A 1,061-nucleotide genomic window follows, 5' to 3' on the forward strand; every position below is an offset into this window, starting at 1 on the left:
ACATAGAAATACCCTCCCCCCCCCGCTTTGATTTTACGCGTCCATTTCGGAATAAATTCATGCGGCAAATGGCAGTTCGAACAAGTCGCTTTCACCCCGCTGCGGTTCATATAATGCACCGAATGACGGTATTCCGGCACCACATCGTTCATATGACAGCTGGAACAAAATTCTTCCGTATTGGTATATTCCAGCGCCGTATTGAAGCCCCCCCAAAACACGATACCGGCAATAAACGACAGCGTAATTAGCACGCCCACCGCAATGCGGCTCGGCGTACGGAACCAATGCCAGAACCGTTTGATTAATTTCAGCATAAATCCCCCGATTATTTACCGTAGCCTTTCAGCGGTTTGAACTCATTCGATACAATCGGCTCAACATCTGATTGTGATGTATGGCATTGCAAACAGAAATAACGGCGCGGCGAAGTGGACGAACCGACAATATTGCCGTCGCGATCCATAAAATGCGTCGGGCTAATACGGGTCGCGCCAGTTATCCGCGAGGCTTCGACGCTGTGGCAATTCAGACATTGGTTGGTATTTTTTGTAATCTGATAATTTTTCACCGCATGAGGTATCATCGGCGGTTGATTTACATAACTCAACGCATACCGATCGCTTTCTTTCGGTTCATTATGAAATGCCGGAGCGACATATTCCGACGATCCTTGTAGATAATTGTCCACTTCATCTGCGCCCGCAGTTGCCGCAAAAAGTGCGGTCAAAATAAATAACGTTTTTTTAATCATTTTATTCCCCCGAATGATTAAATCTGGTAGTAAAGGTAAATACGTTTTCAGCACAGACATCAATACAACGTCCGCAACTGATACAATCTTTCGAAAGCACAAGCAGAGTTTCGTTATTCTTGCCGTGCAACGGTGAACGCAGTACCTGCGGTTCCGGACAGACGTTATAGCAGTCCATGCAGTTATCGCACCGGCTGCGCTCAACCACTTTAACCCGTGCAATGCCACGCGCGCCAATCAGCCCGTAAGCCGCGCCGAGCGGACATAAATGCCCGCACCAGCCATGTTCCGCAATCAGTAAATCAAA

General features: G+C 47.7%; 3 protein-coding genes. All 3 read right to left on the bottom strand.

Annotation, left to right across the window (positions count from 1 at the left end):
• On the bottom strand, positions 1-317 hold a 317-nt coding region (locus BN3349_RS11910; protein ID WP_040977599.1), incomplete at its 3' end, for a NapC/NirT family cytochrome c.
• A gap of 11 nt (positions 318-328) precedes the next feature.
• A complete protein-coding gene (locus BN3349_RS11915; protein ID WP_040977447.1) occupies positions 329-754 on the bottom strand; it encodes a nitrate reductase cytochrome c-type subunit in 426 nt (141 codons plus the stop codon).
• 1 nt (position 755) lies between these two features.
• A partial coding sequence (locus BN3349_RS11920) for a 4Fe-4S dicluster domain-containing protein (RefSeq protein WP_040977448.1) occupies positions 756-1,061 on the bottom strand: 306 nt, incomplete at its 5' end.

Source organism: Necropsobacter massiliensis (genome assembly GCF_000827595.2).
Classification (GTDB): domain Bacteria; phylum Pseudomonadota; class Gammaproteobacteria; order Enterobacterales; family Pasteurellaceae; genus Necropsobacter; species Necropsobacter massiliensis.

What these genes read in the sequence shown, in the direction of transcription:
- BN3349_RS11915 (WP_040977447.1), bottom strand. Translation starts at nt 754, where the DNA reads ATGATTAAAAAAACGTTATTTATTTTGACCGCACTTTTTGCGGCAACT.